Origin of the sequence: Nostoc sp. C110 (assembly GCF_043099725.1) — a bacterium.
Taxonomy (GTDB): Bacteria; Cyanobacteriota; Cyanobacteriia; order Cyanobacteriales; family Nostocaceae; genus Nostoc; species Nostoc muscorum_A.
Window position 1 is genome coordinate 2,405,301 of sequence record NZ_CP171148.1, and the last position, 21,541, is coordinate 2,426,841.

Below are 21,541 nucleotides of genomic sequence, written 5' to 3' on the forward strand. Positions count from 1 at the left end.
ATACTTAACTGAACTCTATTCTTCCTGAGCCGCTTCCCCTTCACTGCGAATCAATTGCAAATACTTACCTTCAACCCTCTGCAATTCTTCATGGCTACCGCGTTGCACCACCTTGCCGCGATCGAAGACAATAATTTCGTCACAATCCCGAATTGTGCTTAACCGATGCGCCACAATTACACAAGTACAGCCACGCTCCCGAAGTCTCTGATCGATCGTTTTTTCTGCCTCGGAATCGAGCGCACTGGTAGCTTCATCCATCACCAAAATTGCTGGATTATTCACTAAAGTGCGGGCAATTTCTAATCTTTGTCGCTGTCCACCGCTCAAATTAGATGCCCCTTCTGCGAGGTCAGCGTTGTAGCCTCCAGGCATGGAAAGCACTACATCCTGAATTGCGGCATCTTTACAAGCACGAACCAAGTTACTAAAAGGCACAGTCGAATCCCAAAGCGTAAGATTGTCGCGCACAGTGCCCGCAAATAGCGAGATATCTTGCTCAACCAGCGCAATTGAATTAGTGAGAATCGATCGCGGAATATGTTTTCTCGGTTTACCATCAAATAAAATCTCTCCCGCCCACTGTTCGTATAATCCACACACCAGCTTGGCAACGGTTGACTTACCCGAACCACTGCCACCCACTAAAGCAACTCGTTGACCGGGTTTAAGTGAAAGACTGAAATTTTCGATTAAGGGAGGTGCAGAGCGGTTATAGCCAAAGGTGATATCACGAAGTTCAACATAACCTTGAAGCCGAACATTTGCGGCAGGTAGTTGAGTTGCCGATATACTAATGTCTCGCTCTACAGCAGGGTCGATCGGATTCCGTAACACATCATCTAACCGACCCAAATTGCCTTCCATTTCCTGGAGTTCACCCGCTAAACTCACCAGATTATTTACAGGCTCTAAAAATCTTTGCATCAAGGCTTGAAAAGCAATGAGCATCCCAATACTGAGTACGCCATCCATTACCCGTAGCCCTCCCACCGCTAGCAAAAGCATGGATGTAATGGAGGTGAGAAATGACGGCAACACACCCAGGTTTTGATTAGTCGTATCCATTTCTTGCCGAGCATTAATTGCCTTAGCGTAATAACCTGCCCAGCGCGAAAAGAATTCTGACTCTAGCCCGGATGCTTTGAGCGTTTCCATACTTTGTAGTCCAGAAATCGCTACGCCGTTCACTTTACCTTGTTCTTGCATTAATCGCAGATTTGCATCGACGCGCTGCCGTGAAACCCATCGCCACACGCTGACATTCACGATTACAAAGGCAATGCCGATCGCAGTGAGAACGACATCATATTGCAACATGACTGCCGCATAAAAGACAACGGTGAAGGCTGAAATAACTGTCGTCGCTAATCTTCCTGAAAGCAGATTCGCCAAGCTATCGTTGAGGCGGACACGACTGCTAATTTCTCCAGCAAATCGCTGATCGTAAAAACTCACTGGTAGCCGCAGAATATGCCACAAAAATCGGCTAGACATCCCCACAGCTAGCTTAATTTTCATGCGTCGCAGAAATTGCAGCTGAAGCAACGTTAAAAAACCATTCAAAATTGCTGTGAGGATCATCCCTAAAATTAATGGCCGCAACCAATCACTTCTGCCTTCAATCAAGACATTATCAACAAAGGCTTGGGAGAATGCAGGGATGGCTAATCCGGGAATCACTAACAGCAGTCCGGCGATGACACAATAAATCAACGCTCCCAGAGAACTCTGCAATCGATCCCATAAGGATAATGTCAGGCTCGGTTTACGTCCTCCTGGCTGGAACTCTGCACTTGGTTCACCAACTAGCACTACCCCGGTAAAAGACTGATCAAATTCTGGGAGCGAAACTGTACGCGGCCCGGTGGCAGGATCGTTAAGATAAACTTTGTCTTTGGCAAATCCTTCGACGATTAGAAAATGGTTGAAATTCCAAAAGACAATATAAGGACATTGCAGTTTGCGTAACCCAGCCAAATCGACCTTAAAGCCTTTTGCCTGCAATCCATAGCTACGAGCCGCATTGAGAATATTAGATGCTTTACTACCATCCCGTGAAACACCACAAGCTTGACGGAGTTCTGCAAGAGGGACAATGCGATCGTAATATCCTAAAATAATTCCCAGTGCGGCTGCACCGCATTCCACTGCCTCCATTTGTAAGAGGGTGGGAGTCCGACGACGGCGATCGGGACGGCTGATGAGTCGTTGAATTTTTTTAAATCTAAGCCCAATTTGTGATTGAATTTGCCGCATAATCAATACATTCCACTCCACGATCGCAGAATCGGAAACACAAAGGAAATTGGGGATTGTTCATCCACTTTCACACGCACTGAGGTCGTGGTTCCCGGTGTAATTTGGCTATTTGGCCCTTTAGAGGATGACCACCGAAAACGGCTTTTAGTCGAAGGATCTGGCTCAAGTTCTGCAAAAACTTGAATTTGTGCGCCTTCTGTGGTTAACCCTTGTAAAACTTCTAAACCACCGACAACACTTGATGCGCTTTCCTTACTAACCGGAAATGCAGAAATACTTGTGACTTTCCCGATAATACCACCAAAGCGTTCTCGTTTAACGGTCGAAGGAGTGACTTGCAACTCCATCCCCTTTTGAATCTTTTTACCTTCGCTAACTGGGAAGAATGCCACCCCAACTAACTTATTCCCGGAGTCTCTAGCTTCGATTGTGCCAATGCGAGCGCCCTTTTCCAGGGTTTGTCCAGGAACAGCAGAAAGTTCGAGAATTCGTCCATTGAAATTGCTAGTTACCTGGCTGTTTGCTTTGATTTCTAATTTTAATTCTGCGATCGCTCGCTGGGTATCTTGAATTTCTTTTCTGCGATTAGTAGAAATAGCTAAATCTTGTTCTGCTTGCCCAGCAAACTTACTATCTAATACTGCTAACTGTGCTTGCAGTTCTTTAGTTGAATTGATATTTGCTAAAAATTCTCGTTCTGCATCTGCTTCTTTAACATTGAGTTGTTTCAGTTGCGATTCGATTTCATTGATTCTAGTTTTACTATTGAGAAATTCCTGTTGCGCTTGAAGAACGGTATCACTCGAAACTGCTCCTTCTTCACGTAACTTTTGGCGAATGTCAAATCGTTCCTTGAACGTGGGCATCAAATCTCGCGTTGTCTGCAACTGTTCCTGTAAGTTCTGACGCTCTTGCCGAATCGACTCCAGACCTTTACTTCTGAGAATTGGCGTTAGTGATTGGGTTGTTTTGAGAGTTTGCAAAAGTGCTTGACGTTGTTGCCCAATTGCACCCTTATCTAAAACCGTTCGCTGAAGTTGCAGAGAATTGGCATTTTGGTCTTGTTCCTGAAGTTGAGCAAGCTTGACTCGTGCAAGTTTCAACTTATCTTGAAGTTCAGTTTGGTCGATTGTCGCTAGTACCTGTCCTTTCTTCACCTCATCGCCTGTACGAACAAAAAGCATGAGAATCTGCCCGGAACTAGGAGACTGGAACCCAACGACTTTGCTAGGAAAAACCACTACGCCTTGTCCAGCTACAGTAATGGGAATGCGACCAAAAACACTCCAAACAAGTCCAACGGCAATTAGAGATCCCATCGCAGTTAACGGAATCCACTTCTTTGGTTGAACCACCTGCATGAGTTGATCGAGCCGCTCCGGGGAGGATAAACGATCGAGCGCTTCTTTGCGGAATAGATTGCTTTTGTTGGTCGTTACCATACTGACTCCATTCAAGTTGTAGAAATTTGTATATTAGGAATTGGGAATGGGGAATGGGGGATTGGGGGAGCAAAGGAAGCTGGAGAAAATCAGAGAGAAGAATTAATAACCTATGCCCAATGACAAATGACAAATGACAAATGCCCTAATTCCCACGAATCTGCTTCAGCATCCAATCAAATCGAGTCCCCGCCAGTGTCACTTGAGCCAAAAAGCTAGAACTCAGTTCATCTTCATAAGTCAAGCGTTCATCTAAAGATTTACCTGAGCTATAGTTAATCCTGCCGTAACCCAGACTATTGATAATTCCTTGCTGTTTATCTGCTAACAAAATCGCTAAGACTCGATAAAATCGGGCAGCAAAACCCACATCGTGTAACAATTTGGCAGAAAGTCGCCATCTGGGAATCGATAACACAGTCGCATCCTCAACCGCCCGAATTGTCATCGCAGGTGGACTGGCTTCGACAAAGGGCGTTTCGCCAACTATGTCACCCCGCGATAATCTCGCAAACTCCCGTTCAATATGATCTGTCTGTTCTAAAGTTGAAAAGGCGCGGGTGAGAGGATTGCTTGTATCTTCAGCAATCGAAGCCACCATCTTGCCATCTAATAAAATATAGAGAGCGTCAACGGGCCTTCCGGCTTGAAACAACACCGTTCCTGCAGGAAGTCTCATGGCATTGCCTGCAACAATCATCCAACCAATATCGCTATCATTTAATTCTGCAAATGTAAATAATATTTCTCGAATTTGGGGCTGAAAAAGCACGACTGTGCTTTGGCCAATTTGGCCCATCATCTGCTCTAATCGGTGAGAAAGTAGAACTGCGATCGCTCGATAAAAATGGGCTGCAAATGTAACATCTTCTTGCAATTTTTGAATCAACTGCTGCTGAGGAATCATCAACACCAGGGACTTTCTAGCAGCTTTGACTGTAGTAGAAGACTGGTAGGAGGCTAAAAAGGGCATTTCTCCTACAACTTCACCATTTGCCAGCAATGCAACCTCTCGTCCAGATAGTTCGCCACCTTCAAGGGCGGCAAATGCCCTACCAATGGGGTTATCGTCAGCCTGAGCGACAGAAACGCTTAATGCACCATCAAGCAGAATGTAGAGAGCATCAACAGGTGTTCCTTGGCGGATGAGGGTCGTACCAGCAGTAATTTCTTCTCTTTGACCCGTTGCCAAGATCCAGTCAATATCGCTATTTGTCAGTTCCTTAAGTAGAACTTCTGTCATAATTTAACTTCCTTGTGTTCTGCTAACGGGAGAGAAATGGAGAGGGGTAATTCGTAATTCGTAATTTAATTTATGGTTCAGATATAGAGAAGCCTTAACTTAGACTTTCCGCAATTTTGAATTTTGAATTGTTCAACTCCCCATTGCGCGATTAACTAGGTTGATGAGTTGCTACAGGTTTTTAGCATCAATCACCGCGACCTTCATTCGGCTCAACGCTTATTGGTTTATTGCCATTCCAATAAAGAAGCTTTATATTCTCAAGCTTGTTTGCGATCGCTTCAGACAGATTGTTATATTTCTCGTCCGTAGGATACTCACCTGGATAATGCTCGCCTACGGCAATACCACCCGAAATATTTGCGAGTTCTTGAGCCGATAGCTCTTGTGATTCATTTTGCTTTTTGTTTTCCATTGCCATTTTTTCCTTGTCATTTCATTTATTGCTAAATGGACCTAATTTTATGAAAGTGAAATTATTAATCACACAAGAATAATTTCAGAAAGCAGTTGGACTTTTGCTCAACTGCAATTGATTTGAGAAACTCCGTTTATGTAGAACCTTCGATCGCAGATATATCTCCAAACAACTCACCAAGAACCTTTAGATCCTCTGTTGTCGCGTCGGTGATGGAGAGGTGGAACACAGAAGAGTCTGTTGTCTCTGCATGAAAAGCCGACCGTTTTGAGTGAAACCCTCCTCTTCGTGATGATTGTTGGCTAAATCCCCTTGTCGATCTATGAGATCGTATAGATGTAAACTGCAAATTGAAACCACCAGCTACATCGTCTAACTCTTCATCTGATAGTTCGATCGCTTCATCATTCGGAGTAATTTCGTCACCTGACATAGAAGCTCCTTGACCCCACGTGTTAAAGTTAAATAAGGCGGAGGGAGTTAACTGATTGGCTGCTAGGCTCATGGTTAACAACCCCTCCTGCTCCCGAAATTCGTCAAACCGAGAAATCCAGATCAAGCTTCAGGGCTAGAAATACCAGCTTCCTTAAACTCTCTAAGGTCTTGCTCAGAGAAAACACTTACTTGAAAGGTAACGCTCTTAATGCCGCCTTCTTTAGGAATTTCCACAAACCCAAACTGAGCATCTATGGCATTTGCGTTTGTTCCAAAGACATCGCTAGTTGCGCCACCGGCAATATAATCAAGTTCTTGATTGGATAGTTCCAGCATTTCATTAGGCTGCACATTTTCCATGATCGTTGTCATTCTCCTTATGGTGTTGATTATGAGCCTAGAAATAAATTACTAGGAATTCCGCTAGGAAATTCTTCTCCAGTGAATTTGATTTCGTGCAAATCTTGTTTAGATATAGTAGTTTCCTGACTGTTGAAGGATGCAATGCCACCATCAGCACCGATAATCACTGCACTACTTTGCTTATCCGAAAAGTTGAAGTTGTGAGCATCAACAAAGCTAAAAGCACCACCAGCAACGTTGTCCAATTCTTCAGCAGATAATTCTACAGGTTTAATGTCGTCAGGCATGATGTTTTTTCCTTAATTTATGATGTGTATGATTTATCAAGCAGAACGCTTTATTAAGTTCTGGTTAGTAACTTTCAAGAGTGGGAGGAATGACACCAGTTGCTTTGATTTCGTGCAAACTTTGATGAGATATAGCAGTTTGCTGAGTGTTCAAAGAACTAATACCGCCATTAGCACCGATAACAGTTGCACCAGCTTGCTGATCCAACGCGTTGTAGTTGTCAGCATCGACATAGCTAAAAGCACCACCAGCAACGTTGTCCAATTCTTCAGAAGATAATTCTACGGGTTTAATATTGTCAGACATGATGTTTTCTCCTTAATGTGTAATGTGTGTGTTATCTCAAATAAAACTGTGACTAACTCTCAAGAGTGGAAGGAAACAAGCCAGTTGCTTTGATTTCGTGCAAACTTTGATGAGATACAGCAGTTTGCTGAGTGTTCAAAGAACTAATACCGCCATTAGCGCCGAGAACAGTTGCACCAGCTTGCTGATCAATTGCGTTGTAGTTGTCAGCATCGACAAAGCTAAAAGCACCACCAGCAACGTTGTCCAATTCTTCAGCAGATAATTCTACGGGTTGAATGTTGTCAGACATGATGTTTTCTCCTTAATGTGTAATGTGTTTAATGTGTGTTCTATCAAGCAGAACGCTTTATAGAGTTCTAGTTTGTGTACTTAGTAGTCTCTTACTAACTAGCAAGAGTGGGAGGAAAGAAGCCAGTTGCTTTGATTTCGTGCAAATCTTGTTGAGATACAGCAGTTTGTTGAGCCGTGAAAGATCCAATACCGCCATTCGCACCAAGAACGGTTCCACCAGTTTGCTGATCCAATGCATTGAAGTTGTGAGCATCGACGAAGCTAAAAGCACCACCAGCAACGTTGTCCAATTCTTCAGCAGATAATTCCACGGGTTTAATGTTGTCAGACATGATGTTTTCTCCTTAAATGTGTAATGTGTTTAATGTGTGTTCTATCAAGCAAGCTGCTTTACTGAGTTCTGCCCTGTGCAATTAGTTACTACTTTTCAAGAGTGGAAGGAAACAAGCCAGTTGCTTTGATTTCGTGCAAATCTTGTTGAGATACAGCAGTTTGTTGAGCAGTGAAAGATCCAATACCGCCATTCGCACCAAGAACGGTTCCACCAGTTTGCTGATCCAATGCATTGAAGTTGTGAGCATCGACAAAGCTAAAAGCACCACCAGCAACGTTGTCCAATTCTTCAGCAGATAATTCTACGGGCTTAATGTTGTCAGACATGATCTTTTCTCCTTAATGTGTAATGTGTATGGTTTATCAAGCAGAACGCTTTATTGAGTTCTGCTCTGTGTAATTAGTGTTCTGTTACTAGTTCTCAAGAGTGTAAGGAAACAAGCCAGTTGCTTTAACTTCATGCAAACTTTGATGAGATACAGCAGTTTGCTGAGTGTTCAAAGAACTAATACCGCCATTAGCGCCGATAACAGTTGCACCAGCTTGCTGATCAATTGCGTTGTAGTTGTCAGCATCGACGAAGCTAAAAGCACCACCAGCAACGTTGTCCAATTCTTCAGCAGATAATTCTACGGGTTGAATGTTGTCAGACATGATGTTTTCTCCTTAATGTGTAATGTGTGTTGTATCAAGCAGAACGCTTTATTGAGTTCTGCTCTGTGTAATTACTGCTCTGTTACTAACTCTCAAGAGTGGAAGGAAAGAAACCAGTTGCTTTGATTTCGTGCAAACTTTGATGAGATACAGCAGTTTGCTGAGTGTTCAAAGAACTAATACCGCCATTAGCACCGATAACAGTTGCACCCGCTTGCTGATCAATTGCGTTGTAGTTGTCAGCATCGACAAAGCTAAAAGCACCACCAGCTACGTTGTCCAATTCTTCAGAAGATAATTCTATGGGTTGAATGTTGTCAGACATGATGTTTTTTCCTTAATGTGTAATGTGTGTTGTATCAAGCAGAAAGAGTGATTTGCTGGTTAGTCGCTTACCGCTTCCCTCGCTTGATGTCTCTAGAATACGAAATCAACTTAGTTATGTACATCTGAAAAACGTCTAGTATTTTACCTAAGCGAAGTAAGTAGATGTGGTCTAACTTTCGCTATATGGTATTGGGCAATAGGTAAGACTTTCGTCATAGGCTAACCAAGCTAGTTACTACAAAAGTCATGGATTTGCTTGCAGATGTGGCATTTCACTGCAATATCGTAGTATGACTAAACGTAGAAGCATGAATGCAAAACTAGGATTGATCCTAATAAATGAGAGTATTCTACATCCATCACTAACTCAACTAAATTAAGAAATTATAGTTATCAGTCTCTAGCAATGTTGTAAATAAAAACTCAAACAACAATGTTTAATAGATTCAAATTAGCAACTAAATTTACTTTACTTTTATTGCTGGTGTTCATCGGCGCGATCGCAGTTAGTGGTTTTGCTTTATCTCATGCACTTGAGCAAAAAGCAGAAGCCGAAATCGCTTATCGTAGCCAAGTTATTGCAGAAACTATGAACTCAGTGAGGAACTATACTCACACGCGTATCAATCCTATTTTGACACCAATGCTGGACACTCAAGCCACATTTATCCCTGAAGTTGTTCCCAGCTTTGCAGTAAGAGAAGTGTTTGACAATCTTCGGAAAAACGAAGATTTTAAAGATTTTTTATACAAAGATGCCAACCTAAACCCAACTAACTTACGAGATAAAGCAGATGCATTTGAAACGGAACTTATCGAACGGTTTCGCAAGGAACCAGGGTTGAAAAACATATCTGGTTTTCATGACTCTTATGACGAGAAAATGTTTTATAACGCTCGTCCATTTTCCATTAATAATCCAACATGTCTACGCTGTCATAGCACTCCTGAAGTTGCTCCAAAAAGTCAGATTGCTAGTTATGGTTCAGAAAATGGCTTTGGGTGGAAACTCAATGAAATTTTAGGCACACAAATTATTTATATTCCTGCCAAGCAAGTCTTTGAGGATGCTCATCGTGCTTTTGTTCTATTCATTAGCTTATTTATTACGATCTTCGGCATCATGATTTTGCTCATTAATTATTTGTTAAAGCGAAATGTACTACAACCGCTTAAACCAATGGCTCAACTTGCTCAGAAAATTAGTATGAATGAAATTAGTGTCGAAGAAGCACAAGAGTACGATCGTGAAAAGCTAACATCGATTGTGCAACGTCATGATGAGTTAGGACAATTAGGACGAGTTTTTCAACGCATGGTGCATGAAATTTCTGCCCGTGAACAACATTTCAGACAACAGTTGCATACACTGCGTATAGAAGTTGATGAAGCTAAACGTGCGCGTGAAGTTGCAGAAATTGCTGAATCAAAAACATTCCAAAAATTGCAGGAGGAGGCAAAAGAAATCAGAAATAAACGGAATACTCCAAATTAATAATTAAGAATTACGAATTAAAAATTAGTATCGAGGATTTATTATGTCTGAAATTATTTCTATTCACTCATTCCGAGGCGGAACTGGTAAGTCAAATGTTACGAGTAATCTTGCTGCCCTAATCGCTCGTTCTGGAAAGCGAGTTGGGATAGTTGATACAGATATCCAATCCCCAGGAATCCACGTTCTATTTGGTCTTGAACAAGAGCGAATTCGCTACACCTTGAACGATTATCTTTGGGGTCGTTGTCAAATTGAAGAAGCCGTTTATGACGTTAGCGCCATTCTCAAACAAAAACAAACATTTTTTGGTCGCCAGGGAAGTGTTCATCTAATTCCTTCCAGCATTAAGATGGGTGACATTTCTCGAATCTTGCGCGAGGGCTATGACGCACGTCGGCTGAATGATGGTTTACATAATCTAGTTCGTCGTTTAAAACTTGACTATCTATTGATCGATACTCATCCCGGCATTAACGAAGAAACATTGCTATCTATTATTCTTTCTGATGTCTTGGTGCTGATTCTCCGTCCAGATAAACAGGATTATCAAGGTACAGCAGTAGCGATAGATGTTGCTCGTAAGCTAGAAGTACCTAAAATGCTAATAGTGATCAACAAAGCTCTGCCATCTTTAGATTTCAAAGAGTTAGGGAAACGAGTGGAGAATACCTACAAAACCCCTGTGGCTGGAATACTCCCTGTTTGTGAAGAGATGTTTGAATTAGGGAGTGGTGGAATCTTCTGTTTGCGGTATCCAGATCATTCATGGACTCAAAAAATTAGTGCGATCGCCAAACAAATCACTGGTTCTGGAGTCAGATTGTTTGCCAAATAAGCGTTAGTTATCAAGGGTGGGTACTAGGGTGACAGATTTGGAAACTAGACGAGTGCATTAACTGGAGCAGTATTATTGCTCAGAGCTACCCTAATTCGTAATTCCCTACGTGTAAGCTTGCGCCTACGTAATTAAGTTTTGACCATAATAACTGTGCAATTACTTTTGCGAGAAATATTTTCTGCAATATTTCCTTGAATTACCTGTTGTAGTAGACTTTCACGGCTAGCTCCCAAAACAATAACATCACTGTTGTCTTGCTGGGCGCATTCAAGTACAGCCTCAGAAACAGAATTGGCTTGGACTGGAGTCGCCACCACTTTACCTTTAACTCGGCGTTGGAGAAAGTGAACAGATTTATCTAGTAATGTTGTGTCAGGTAGAGACTTAGTAGGCTGGAATATTTGACATAGATTGATTTGGGGGGATTTACTTAAGGAAGCAAGAGCAGGTAATAACCGAATTGCTTGGCTAGAGTTAGGGCCACCTGCCATTGGCAGCAACCAACGGTCAAAAGCTCTTTTATCATCCAATTTAGCCAAGACAACATCACAACCTGCCTGTCGAATTATGGTATCTACCACTCGGCTGAAAACTCTACCAGGAGTTGATGTAGTGCCTTTCCATCCCATTAATACCAAATCAATGTGTCGATCTTTGACAGTCTCCAAAATTGCTCCAGCGACATTATGGGTAACTCGAATCTGGGTGTGAACGGGAATCCGCCACTTCTCTCCTAACAGTATTGCTTTCTGTAAAAGCTCAAGGCTTTTGGTAATTTGTACTGGTGTTTCAGATGGGATACGGTTAGATGGAACAATAATTACTTGTAGGCATTCTATTTCGTAATTGTTAGCTCTAGCGATCGCCCCTGCCATTTCCAATAAAGTCTCGGCTGTCTGTGGATGCGAAAGTGGTACTAGTAACCTTCCTTTGCCTGTAGCCGGAGCGCGAGTTTGGTAAATCACATAAGAAGTTGCTGATTTTGATTCTATCTGTTGGGTATTACCATTCAACCTCTCTGCTTCTACACGGATAATATCACTACGAGTAATAATTCCTACTAGCTTCCGACCTTCTGTAACAGGCAAGCAACTTAGGTGATAACGATTGAGTATATGCAGCACATAAGCCAGCGTCGCTGTGGGACTGGTTGTTACTGGCTCTGGTGTCATAATCTCGCTAATAGTTGTATTTCCACTTAACTGTTGCGAGGCAAGATTAACTAAATCTTTCTGAGTGACAATACCAACAACTTTACCTTTTTCTAAAATTGGGAAGTTGCGATGGTGAGAGTCGGAAAATGCCTGCACTGCCTCATCAATACTCATCTGGCTAGATAGGGTTTCGACACGTCGCTGCATCACATCTGCGGCAGTTATTTGTGCTAAAATCCCCTCTGTACCTGGCTCTTTTGTAATGTGAATCCCTTTCCACTCTAGTAAAAGGTCATAGAGCGATCGCGGGTCAATTTTTTCTGCTACTAAATAAGCAATCACAGATACAATCATTAACGGTAGCACCAGATTGAAATCTGTCGTCATCTCAAACACAATGACGACTGCTGTAATCGGCACTTTAGAGACGGCGCTAAAAAGTGCAGCCATCCCCACATGAGCGTAGGTTGTTGCAGCACTCATTCCCAGCAAACTCTGTTCGACAGCACCAACCAAATAGCCAAGGGCAGCACCCAAGACCAATGTAGGAACCAGCAAACCCCCTGGCGCTCCTGAGCCGTAGGTTAAAATAATTAGGGTAAATTGGACTAAAAGAGCGATCGCTGCAAATAGCCAATTCCCACTACCTACAAGCAAAATTTCTCTCAGTCCAGCATTATTGCGAAAGGTGACAGGTAACAGAGCGATCGCAACACCAGTCACTAACCCCACAATTCCAATTCGCCAGGGTAAACTCAGATTTAGTAAACGCCGATTAATTGCCAGACTTGCAAGAATACTTTTATTAAACAGAATGCCTATTAGCCCAGCCAACACCCCTAAAATCAAGTAGAAAGGGATTTCCTGAGCGAAGAAAGTGGTATGTGAAAAGCCTAAATCCAGATGATTCAGATCCAAGCTGTGACTACCATATAGCCGGGAAATGACTGAAGCGATGAAAGAAGCCAAAATCGCAGTGCCAAGAGTGATACCTGACACATCTTGGAGTAATTCTTCCACTACAAACAGCACACCTGCGATCGGTGCATTAAAAGCCGCAGCTAATCCAGCCCCGGCTCCGGCGGCGATCAGTTGGCGGCGATGCTCTGGTGAAGTCGGTACCCAGTTACTAAGTTGGTTTGCCAAAGCTGCCCCAATTTGGACAGTTGGCCCTTCCCGTCCTAAAGGCATTCCAGAACCCAGAACTAGTGTAGCGCTGACCAGCTTGACCAAAGCGATTCGCAGATTTAATGGCATCGGCACACGAGCCAATACCGCTTTCACTTCAGACATCCCACTACCTGATGCTTCAGGTGCGAAGCGCTCTACTAGCCAACCAGCTAAGATTCCCCCTACAAGTCCAATACCTGGTAGTACCAAGTAGGCGGGCCAGATGTAAGAAAGATGTACTCGCCATGCTCCCGCCCAGTCTACCGCCTGTCCTAGCAGAACTGCTGCTAGCCCAGAAACTAAACCAATTATGCAAGCTTCAACGAAAGCCAAGCGCCTTGGTCGAAGCAGCTGACGGGAAAGCCTCAACCACAAAATTTTTCCCCCGGCTAACATATTTTTAGTAATCACTTCTCATCTGTTACAACTGCAAAAATCTCAAAAATATTTTTTACATACTTGTTTATAGTATTTCATTAAAAAAGGAAATTTTTCTCTGTAAAATGATAGAGATATATGGGTTCAAAACTATCAAAACAGAATTCATGCGCGACCTTCTCAGAATGAGCGCATAAATTTTGTACGAAGCCACAGATGAATAAACAGTGAAATAATAGGATGTTGACTTTGTAAGAACTCAGACTGCAAATATTAATTTGATATCTCTAAAAATTAAAATTGCCTGCTTCTAAAAGTTAACCTTTAAGCTGATACTACACTCAATTAACCCTATTAAATTCACGTTCACTTAATGGGTTTGGGCGTTCTTCCTCTAGGGTTATCTCTCGGTGTACCATCTGGAGGTGGTGTGCCCAAATTAGACACCCAATCGTTTGCTCCTAAACCGAAGTGTCCTGTCTCAAACCACTTAGACTTGAGCAGCGACCACCAATCATTTGTCAACCCTTCTAATACGTAGTCATAGGGAAGCCAACCATAGCCCCCTTCACCCCAATCTGTTCCCCAAGAGTTTCTGATTAGCAATGCTCCTTGCGATCGTCTACTACCATCAGGGTTTTCTATTACTTTATGGTCGTCGTAGCCAACTGCAACAACAGCGTGACCTCCTTTTACCTTATCGTTTTTAACTGGGTATGGAATATAACCACTTGGGTTTAAATCCTCAATGGAATAATACATAGTAAACCCAAAAGCGCACGGAAAACCAGCAGCTAAAGCTGCTTTAATTCGGAACAACAGTATATCTTCTGTAGTGCCTAAAGGATTTAGACGGAAGTATTTCAGGGCTTGATAACTTTGACCAAAAGAGTAGCAAAATGGGGTTGGTTCTTCATCAAACTTGTCTTCTATATAAGGCCAGTACTCTTCTGGAGGCACGCCAAATAATGCCATTGCCTTTATGGTTTCCCGAAGAGATGCTCCTGCATCACCTTGACGATGCATAAGATTGCGTGTTGCTTTGTAAAGAAAGAGTCGAGAAGCATCAACATATCTATCAAAACTTCTTTTCTCAAAGTATTCCATTAAAGCAACCCCGGCATGTGCTGTACATGAATCCAATGAGCCTTGGTCTTCAATTGGGGAACACCAGAAGGTTAAATCTACAAATTCTGGCATTAATAAATATACATTTTCCGTCTTACCATCTTCTTTTGGTATGAGATGTTTCTGTAAATTACCTTCTACTGGAAGTTGTAGATTACTTTGAAACTCCGGGTTTTTCTTCACCTCATTTGATTCATCAACTTCTGGTAGTATTTGGATAACTGTTCTCAGATTCTTAGGTTGATTTTTGAAATTGTTTTCTTCCTGAATTGGAGGATTATATTTTTTTAGGATAATTTCTAAATTTCCTAAATCTTTGAGAGATTTAAAAATGTTATCTATCTTTTTTAAAGATTTATCTATTCTATTTTTCCTGTCATTATTATTGATTGTTCCTTTAATTTTATTCAGGGATAGTTTAAAATTTGAGATTGTTGCAAGATATATATATAAAGAAACTGGATTTAAATCCACATTCTGAAATAAGTTATTCTCCTCTTCTTTTTGGGTAAAAATCGTAATTTTTCCTAATAAATCTGGCTGAGAATACTTATTTTTTGCAGATTTATTGAGTTGATTATTTCCTAAAGCTATGCGGATACTGTTAACACATTCAGATTTATCGAACCATTGATCTAGCTTTTCTAATAGGACTCTTACAGCTTTTTCAAGATTTCCATGTTGAGCTAAAGGAGAAATTTGTTGAGCAACCAATTCAACTATCATATCAATTGCCCGTTTCAATTCACTCTGGTCTTTATCGATACAAGATGTATTCTTCTCTCTATCTCCTGGAAACGCTTTTTCACTAACCCAATATTCAGCAGGCACATCCGAAATTTCGAAAATTCTTAAAATGATTTCATAAAGATTTACGGGTATTGCTGAAGATGCAGGTAAAACTAACCACCTATGTTGTTTTTTGAGCGCAACTCTTGGAGTATCGCTGTCAACTATATTATTTAATTTTGTCCTTGTATATTCATCAACATTTGAACCCTGAAAATCTTGAATTGTATACTGTATTAGATCGTCACATAGTTTATTTATTTTTTGATTATTTTCTCCTAAACTTTTTAGACAAACTATTTTATTCAAGCCCTTTTGGAGTGTTTGATTTTCTTGATAAAATCTTTCAACTTCTTTTATCTTTGTTTCTGCGTCTTCATCTTCAGAATCAGAATTTGGTTCTCTTTCTATTATTTTTAAAACTTTGTTTAAAGTATAAAGTGTCATTTGATCAACAACACTATCAGCTGTGTCAACAGTTTCATCTGAGACAATTGAGAGTCCAAAAATATTCTTGAAAATTTGTACTCCATTCTCTGTATTTTTACCAAAATAACCATATTCAAGAAAATCTGAATTTTCAAAACTTTCTATAAAAACAGTAATTTCTTTTATCCATTTTTTAAGCTGCTTCTTGTAGTCGGTATCTTCAATATGTTTGGTATATTTGCTATATTTGGTAAACTTCAGTAATTTCTGCTGAAGACTATAGACTTCTTTGCCTACACAACCATAAGCTAAAAATACTTCTTCTTTAAAAGCTTTAGCATTGACTAATTTGAAACCTTTATTTATCTTTTTCTCAAACTTATCAAACTTTAAGGTAAGTGTTTTGTCAAACTCAGAGGTAGAGGCAGGTTCATTTTTTTTGATTAATTTTAATAACTCAAACAATTCTTCTATACTACTTTGTAAATCATTATCGTTATCATTATTTATCTGTATATCTTGGACTGCGATCGTTAACTTCTGATTGATTTCGTCCATGCGGTAGTCTCGAAAATCGGGGTAGTCTGGTACCCAGCCTGTTGATTTTTTAGCCACGGTGATTTCCTCTCAGATTGATGCTGTTATTGTTATCTATCGTTATGATTCTTTTTATGCAAAAAAGTATTTAGGGTTTATTACTTTTCTTGAAGCATCTGACCACCTGAAATTAGAGTTAAAACCCAGGCTAAATCAATATTTAGCCTGGGTTTTAACTCCATCACAAAGCTCGCGATCGCTTTGCCCCTGAGAATTATTAGCTAGATAATCATGTAGCCAATAGCACCCACGCCCCATCAAATTATCTAGGGTGAGATTTTCTACATTCCACAAAATTGCTGTACCATCTTTACTGCCAGAAACGAGAGTCTTACCGTCAGGGCTGAAACTGATCCCATTGACCTCACCAGTATGGCCAGTCAGAGTAATAATCAAAGTTCCGTCTTTGTGCCAAAGTTTCACTGTTTTATCATCACTAGCTGTGGCAATCATTTGACCATCAGGACTGAAAGTTACTTGCCCGATTCCAGCAAGATGCCCATCAAGACTACTGATCGCACGACCGTCAAGCTGCCAAAGTTTTACTCTATCATCTCCACCAGCACTAGCAAGGGTTTGACTATCAGGGCTAAAACTGACGCTGTAGACAGAAGCGTTATGGTTTATGGTGTTAAGCAACTTACCTTGTCGATTCCAGAGTTTCACTATCCCGTCATTACTACCAGTGGCAATCATCTTGCCATCTCGACTGAAAGTGACGCTATAGACAGTAGCGCTATGGTTTAGGGTGTTGAGCAACTGACCCTGGCGATTCCAGAGTTTGACTGTTTTATCTTGACTAGCGGTAGCAATCGTATTGCTGTCTGGGCTGAAACTTACGCTATGAATGCGATCGCTATGCTTTAATAAAATATTCAGTAGCTTACCTTGCCGATTCCACAATCTCACTACCCCTTCATCAGAACTGACAGCAGCAATTATTTGACCATCTGGGCTAAAATTCGCATCCCAGATTTTGTAGTCATTTATCTTTAGCAATTTAATCTGCTTACCCTGCTGATTCCAGAGTTTCACCGTTCCATCATCACTGGCGGTAGCGAGCGCTTTTCCATCGGCTGAGAAGTTCACATGATTGACCCCAGCCTGATGTCCAGAGAGAATGGTCTGCCAAGGGTGGTCAATTTGCCACAGTTTTACTGTCTTATCTTGACTTGCAGATGCAAGGGTACGACCATCAGGGCTGAAAGTAACTTGATTGACTCTACTACTATGTCCTGTAAAGGTAGTGAATTCCAGTCCATTTTTCTGCCAGAGTGTCACGCTGTTATCATTATTACCAGTGGCTAATATCTGACCATCAGGACTGAAACTGACGCTGTAAATGGGACTAGTTTGTGGTTCTGATCTCTTAAGAGTTGAAAGAAATTTGCCATCGGGATTCCAAAGTTTCACTGTTCTATCTAAACTGGCAGAGGCAAGGGTGTCGTCAGAACTGAAACTTACGCTAGTGACTGTATTATCATGTTTGTCTAGAGTATTTAATTCTTTACCGTCTTTGTTCCACAGTTTTACAGTGCGGTCATAACTCGCAGAGGCAAGGATTTGATCGTCTTGGCTGAAACTCAAACTATAGATTGGGCCTGTATGTCCCTTGAGTATTTTTAGTTCTTGACCCTGTATGTTCCAAAGTCTCACTATGCCGTCGTCACCACCAGAGGCAAGGGTCTTGCCATCATGACTAAAACTCACAGCCCGAATTCCAGTATTCAGCTTTTTAAAGGTTTTAGGTTCCTTGCCATCTTGTTTCCAGAGTTTCACCGTTCCGTCTAAACTGGCAGAAGCAAGAATTTGACTATTGGGGCTGAAACTCACGTTGAGGACTTGATCTAGATGTCCTTTTAAAGTATTCAGCAAACGACCCTGTTTGTTCCAAAGTTTTACGGTGTTGTCTCCACTAGCGGTAGCGATCGCTTCCCCATCGGGACTGAAACTAACGCTTTGGATATAATCGCTGTGTCCCTGGAGGCGATCGCGTTCTCTTACCCAGTAAACCGCCTGTCCCAGTACCTCGATCGCCTTTTGCTGTTGCTGAATTGGAATGTCGGCTTTGGCTTGAATTAGTTCTTTAAGTTGCTTGCCGGCTTTTAAACCTTCTATCAGGGCATCAATCGTATTTCTATTCGAGGTAAAACGTGCATCTGACGCAGAAATTAGAGCTTGGAGTTCCGATTTTTGTGCTTTTACGCGCAGGTCGTCAGCCTGCTTCCACTTAATTAGTGCAACAATAGCCAATCCTATTGAAATTACCAACCCTGAAGTCAAAGCAATAAATCTTGTTCTGTGACGCACCTTCTGAGCTTTGCGACTTTCGCCGATGTATTCTTGTTGGAGTGGCGCGATCAAGGGTTTTTTACCTGCCCCTTGGGTGAACCATTGCTCCGCTTCTTCTAATTCACTACCTTCTAGCAAGTAACTATTGTTGCGTTTTTTCTGATCCCACTCCAAGGCTCGCACGATTAAGCGAGTATGCTGTTTAACATGAGCTAGGTCAGTATCCAGGGCTTTGAGTAATGATTGCAAGGCTTCCTCAAAATCATTACTTTCTTCAAAGAAAATATAGTTAATTTTGGCTAATTCGGGATCAACATCCTTAACATACTGCCATACAATTGGCACTAAACGTTTATTGTGTTTGCGGGCGTGTGCAATCTCTTCACCGCAGACTTCAGAAACCACTGAATTCGGACTAATAATAAAGATAAAATTATCAGCGCCTTCAATTCCTTCATAAATTTCTTTCCGCCAATCTGCCGTGGACGGAATTCCCTCCCAGTCCACCCAGATATCGCGCTTTTGTTGCTTGAGTGCTTCATAAAGCTTCTTGACAAACTCTTTATCTTTGCGCGAGTAGGAAATAAAAGCCTCAGCCATATAAATTTCTATAAATACTTAATAAAATTTAGTTTAGGTGGTAACTTGACGAATATGTTACTGTCTTCTTTAAGAAAATGCTGTTTGTTTACTATCTATGTAAAAAATCTATTTACTTCAGAAAAAGAATTACTTGATTGGTTATATATTCTCAATATATGATGATATTTTAGGCACATTTTCACTAGCAGACCAAAATCAGCTATTTTGACACAAAGCTTAAAGTAAATCTTCAAATGACGGCAACCTACTTTCTTTTTCATCAATTAAAACCACAATCTCATTAGATTGCACAATTGTGCATTTGTGTCAATAAATATCTGATAAAAAATATAGAAATGAGCATTACTATGTTTCTACAAAGGTTATAGATAAGGCATATTTAATTTCTGGAGATGTCTAATACAACTCTTGTGTTTGTAAAAGCTAGATACATGAAGTAACCGTAGCGATCGCACATGAAGATTAAATGACTCTTAAATGGTGTAGGATGGTACTCTTACATCTTGCTTGAAGGTGATATCTTCCTGAGAACAGCTTTGTTGTTATCAGCTAGATTAATGAGTCGAATTAATGGATTTGTAGGGCGACGTGATTTCTTAAAATTTGCCAGTGTGGTAGGTATTGCGGCTACTGCTTTTGGTGATAGCTTTTTGAATACAGAGCAAACTGCTATTGCTGATATTCACCCAGTTAGCTCTAATCCAGTGAGTTCTAATGAAGCTATAAAACGCTTACTAGATGGGAATCAAAGATTTATCAATCAAAAACGCCAATATCCCGATCAATCATTAGAACATCTGCGATTAGTCGCTAAAGCTCAATATCCTTTTGCCGCCATATTGGGCTGTGCAGATTCCAGAGTCCCTGCGGAAATTGTTTTCGATCAAGGACTTGGAGATTTATTTGTTGTGCGAGTTGCTGGTAATGTGGTCAGTGACACAGTTATAGGTAGTCTAGAATACTCTACAACAGTATTGGGTTCGCAGTTGATTGTGATTTTAGGTCATAAAAGATGCGGTGCAGTGGCAGAAGCAATCAAAAACGAACCACTTCCTGGAAGAATTGGTTTGATTATTGAGGGCATCAAACCATCTGTTGAAAGAGTAAAGTTAAGAACGGGTGATAATATGCAAAATGCAGTTATTGCCAACATTCAATATCAAACTGAAAAATTGCAGGAAAGCTCAACAATTTTAGCTAAATTGCTCAGTGAAGGTAAACTAAAAATTGTTGGTGCTTGTTACGATATTGACACTGGTAAGGTCAACATAATTACTTGAATACATAATACCTTTTAGGCATACTATTCTGAGCTTAATAATGTTATAAAAAATTATTTATCAAATATTTTTATGCGTAGGCATCACGGTGCCAAAAATTGGAAATTGGACGTTAAATTTTAGGAATAATGGAATTATAACTGCTGACAGTAAGCAAAATAAACTTATAGCCATAACTGTCGATAGTCTTCGATATACTGCCGTATGGTTAGAGGTGAACGATTGAGCAATTGCTCAGTATCAGATGTGATTTTGCCTGCCAATCCTAACCGAGCTGTAGTATAGATTACTAGCATTACTAAAATAAAGTCTATTGGCAGTCCCGATGAGCGCGTTTGTCGAATAAACTTTAGCAGAGAAGGATTATAGCGTATCGGTTTACCTAAAATCGATGTGAAAATGTCTGCTACTTCGTAATAGGTTAAGGCTTCTGCACCCGTAAGCGGATATGCTTTTCCCTGATGCCCATCTTCAAGTAAAGTACGAACTGCAACGGCAGCAATATCTCGCACATCAATGAAACTTGTTTTCCCGTTACCAGCCGGAAGAAGCAATTCACCACGAACTTTGATGTCTTCTCTGTGTGTGGTACTAAGGTTTTGCATAAAAAAGCTGCACCGTAAAAAGGTGGCTTTAATACCCAATTGGTTTACATAGCGTTCAATCTGGGAGTGTGGCACAAAAGGGTTGCGTTCGGCTCCGAGTATTGAAAGAAATACGATATGCTCAACGCCTGCAAGTTTTGCAGCATTTAAAGCTGGGGCAATTTGAAGACGAATATTAGCAAGAGCAGGTGGACGCACTAAAAAAAGTTTATTGACTTGAAAAAAAGCATAATCAAAGGTATCAGGATTGGTAAAGTCGAAGGGGATGGTTTGGATATTGCTGCCTAAAAGGTGTTTAGCGCTGTTTGGATTTCTAACTGCGGCACAGACATTACAATCGTGGGATTGCAGTAAGCGAAGAACTTCTTGTCCGACGTTTCCAGTTGCGCCTGTCACTAAAATTTTCAGCATAGTC

The 21,541-nt window shown here is 41.0% G+C and carries 20 protein-coding genes; 3 read left to right on the top strand and 17 right to left on the bottom strand.

Annotation, left to right across the window (positions count from 1 at the left end; genetic code table 11):
- Positions 1–15: 15 nt before the first annotated feature.
- The 13 genes from ACFFRD_RS15890 to ACFFRD_RS15950 all read right to left on the bottom strand — a co-directional run bounded on the left by ACFFRD_RS15890 (position 16) and on the right by ACFFRD_RS15950 (position 8,363).
- Positions 16–2,259, bottom strand: a complete 2,244-nt coding sequence (locus ACFFRD_RS15890) for an NHLP family bacteriocin export ABC transporter peptidase/permease/ATPase subunit (RefSeq protein WP_392482292.1) — start codon at positions 2,257–2,259, stop codon at positions 16–18.
- A 2-nt stretch (positions 2,260–2,261) separates the two neighbouring features.
- Positions 2,262–3,704, bottom strand: coding sequence for an NHLP bacteriocin system secretion protein (locus ACFFRD_RS15895; RefSeq protein WP_392482293.1), 1,443 nt, complete (start codon positions 3,702–3,704; stop codon positions 2,262–2,264).
- Between the two features lie 145 nt (positions 3,705–3,849).
- The gene (locus ACFFRD_RS15900) at positions 3,850–4,947 is read right to left on the bottom strand and encodes a cyclic nucleotide-binding domain-containing protein (RefSeq protein ID WP_392482295.1); all 1,098 of its coding nucleotides are present in this window, start codon (positions 4,945–4,947) and stop codon (positions 3,850–3,852) included.
- Positions 4,948–5,134: 187 nt separating this feature from the next.
- The gene (locus ACFFRD_RS15905; RefSeq protein WP_392482296.1) at positions 5,135–5,368 is read right to left on the bottom strand and encodes a bacteriocin; all 234 of its coding nucleotides are present in this window, start codon (positions 5,366–5,368) and stop codon (positions 5,135–5,137) included.
- A 130-nt stretch (positions 5,369–5,498) separates the two neighbouring features.
- Positions 5,499–5,870: a hypothetical protein gene (locus ACFFRD_RS15910; RefSeq protein WP_179072232.1), complete on the bottom strand. Its 372-nt coding sequence runs from the start codon at positions 5,868–5,870 to the stop codon at positions 5,499–5,501.
- Positions 5,871–5,920: 50 nt separating this feature from the next.
- On the bottom strand, positions 5,921–6,172 hold the full coding sequence (locus ACFFRD_RS15915) for a hypothetical protein (protein WP_392482297.1): 252 nt from the start codon (positions 6,170–6,172) through the stop codon (positions 5,921–5,923).
- Between the two features lie 17 nt (positions 6,173–6,189).
- Positions 6,190–6,450, bottom strand: a complete 261-nt coding sequence (locus tag ACFFRD_RS15920; RefSeq protein WP_392482298.1) for a CTB family bacteriocin — start codon at positions 6,448–6,450, stop codon at positions 6,190–6,192.
- 64 nt (positions 6,451–6,514) lie between these two features.
- Entirely contained in the window at positions 6,515–6,757 is a 243-nt protein-coding gene (locus tag ACFFRD_RS15925) for a CTB family bacteriocin (RefSeq protein ID WP_114085748.1), read from the bottom strand.
- A gap of 52 nt (positions 6,758–6,809) precedes the next feature.
- Complete coding sequence (locus tag ACFFRD_RS15930) at positions 6,810–7,049, bottom strand: CTB family bacteriocin (protein ID WP_392482299.1); 240 nt, start codon at positions 7,047–7,049, stop codon at positions 6,810–6,812.
- A 94-nt stretch (positions 7,050–7,143) separates the two neighbouring features.
- Positions 7,144–7,383 (bottom strand): CTB family bacteriocin, encoded by a 240-nt coding sequence (locus ACFFRD_RS15935; protein ID WP_114085750.1) that lies wholly within the window; start codon positions 7,381–7,383, stop codon positions 7,144–7,146.
- Positions 7,384–7,471: 88 nt separating this feature from the next.
- On the bottom strand, positions 7,472–7,711 hold the full coding sequence (locus ACFFRD_RS15940; protein WP_179072229.1) for a CTB family bacteriocin: 240 nt from the start codon (positions 7,709–7,711) through the stop codon (positions 7,472–7,474).
- Positions 7,712–7,798: 87 nt separating this feature from the next.
- Complete coding sequence (locus tag ACFFRD_RS15945; RefSeq protein ID WP_392482300.1) at positions 7,799–8,038, bottom strand: CTB family bacteriocin; 240 nt, start codon at positions 8,036–8,038, stop codon at positions 7,799–7,801.
- 85 nt (positions 8,039–8,123) lie between these two features.
- A complete protein-coding gene (locus tag ACFFRD_RS15950; protein WP_179072227.1) occupies positions 8,124–8,363 on the bottom strand; it encodes a CTB family bacteriocin in 240 nt (79 codons plus the stop codon).
- A 435-nt stretch (positions 8,364–8,798) separates the two neighbouring features.
- Here ACFFRD_RS15950 and ACFFRD_RS15955 point away from each other — a divergent pair, with 435 nt between their 5' ends.
- Both ACFFRD_RS15955 and ACFFRD_RS15960 read left to right on the top strand, forming a co-directional pair.
- Positions 8,799–9,860 carry a DUF3365 domain-containing protein gene (locus ACFFRD_RS15955; RefSeq protein WP_392482301.1) on the top strand — a complete coding sequence of 354 codons (1,062 nt, stop codon included), beginning with the start codon at positions 8,799–8,801 and terminating at the stop codon, positions 9,858–9,860.
- Between the two features lie 43 nt (positions 9,861–9,903).
- Complete coding sequence (locus ACFFRD_RS15960) at positions 9,904–10,698, top strand: MinD/ParA family protein (RefSeq protein ID WP_114085753.1); 795 nt, start codon at positions 9,904–9,906, stop codon at positions 10,696–10,698.
- A 131-nt stretch (positions 10,699–10,829) separates the two neighbouring features.
- Here ACFFRD_RS15960 and ACFFRD_RS15965 read toward each other — a convergent pair whose 3' ends face one another.
- The 3 genes from ACFFRD_RS15965 to ACFFRD_RS15975 all read right to left on the bottom strand — a co-directional run bounded on the left by ACFFRD_RS15965 (position 10,830) and on the right by ACFFRD_RS15975 (position 19,238).
- A complete protein-coding gene (locus ACFFRD_RS15965; protein WP_392483082.1) occupies positions 10,830–13,421 on the bottom strand; it encodes a chloride channel protein in 2,592 nt (863 codons plus the stop codon).
- Positions 13,422–13,769: 348 nt separating this feature from the next.
- Entirely contained in the window at positions 13,770–16,364 is a 2,595-nt protein-coding gene (locus tag ACFFRD_RS15970) for a C1 family peptidase (protein WP_392482302.1), read from the bottom strand.
- A 135-nt stretch (positions 16,365–16,499) separates the two neighbouring features.
- Positions 16,500–19,238, bottom strand: a complete 2,739-nt coding sequence (locus ACFFRD_RS15975; protein WP_392482303.1) for a toll/interleukin-1 receptor domain-containing protein — start codon at positions 19,236–19,238, stop codon at positions 16,500–16,502.
- Between the two features lie 560 nt (positions 19,239–19,798).
- Between ACFFRD_RS15975 and ACFFRD_RS15980 the strand changes: the two genes are divergently transcribed.
- Positions 19,799–20,521, top strand: a complete 723-nt coding sequence (locus ACFFRD_RS15980; RefSeq protein WP_392482304.1) for a carbonic anhydrase — start codon at positions 19,799–19,801, stop codon at positions 20,519–20,521.
- Between the two features lie 164 nt (positions 20,522–20,685).
- Here the strand turns inward: ACFFRD_RS15980 and ACFFRD_RS15985 are convergent, their stop codons facing one another.
- Positions 20,686–21,537 (bottom strand): SDR family oxidoreductase, encoded by an 852-nt coding sequence (locus tag ACFFRD_RS15985; RefSeq protein WP_392482305.1) that lies wholly within the window; start codon positions 21,535–21,537, stop codon positions 20,686–20,688.
- Positions 21,538–21,541 lie beyond the last annotated feature (4 nt).